Source organism: Vibrio sp. 1288, assembly GCF_033344475.1.
Genome location: NZ_JAWPOX010000398.1, coordinates 1 through 769 on the forward strand (window position 1 = coordinate 1; position 769 = coordinate 769).

A 769-nucleotide genomic window follows, 5' to 3' on the forward strand; every position below is an offset into this window, starting at 1 on the left:
TAGCCTGTGGCATCGACAGAGATCATGCTGCCGAGTTTATCGAGCTCAGCTTGAATTTGTTCCACACTACGTTTGGTCGTTCCTTCTTGCAACATAGCGGCCGTCAGTTGCGCTAGGCCTTCTTTGCCTTTTTCCACAAAACGCGTGCCCGCAGGCAAGCTGAACTGCATCATGACTGTCGGAGTTTCGTTGCTCACGGTGCCGAGTAGTTCAGAGCCGTTGTCAAAGTGCACATTGTACAGTTCTGGCATTGTTGCTTTCACTGGCTCACCGACCGGTGGCTGCACTGAACGATCAAAATTGTCCGTTGCGCGGCGATAGGCTAACTGATCATCGGTAATTTTTTTGTACTCTGGTAAGGTACGTTCTGGCGTAGTAAATGTCGCAGACTTAACAGCAAGATCCATTTTGCCTTTTGGTACCACGCTCAAGGTGACTTTTGACTTACCTTGAATAAAGTTTTGGTACACCTTCTCAACAGATTGAGGAGTCACGGCACGAATCTGTTCCAATTGTTTTTCAATCAAATCAGGTTGGCCAAAGAAAGTTTCATTCGACGCTAGCTGTGTGACTTTACCTTTCACGCTTTCAAGCGCAAAAATCGCATCCGCTTCAGCTTTACCTTTCAACTGCTCCAGACGATCGTCAGTGACGCCTTTCTCTGCAAACTTGCTCATCGACTTCATAAGCTCATCATACAAGGTCGAAAGATCGCCTTTGTCTCCAGAATCTCCCATCGCGTATACATAGAAATTACACGCAAGCTCTG

1 pseudogene is annotated in these 769 nt (G+C 47.1%); it reads right to left on the reverse strand.

From position 1 onward, the window contains the following. Positions 1-769: pseudogene (locus R8O11_RS27025) on the reverse strand (insulinase family protein); the annotation flags it as partial.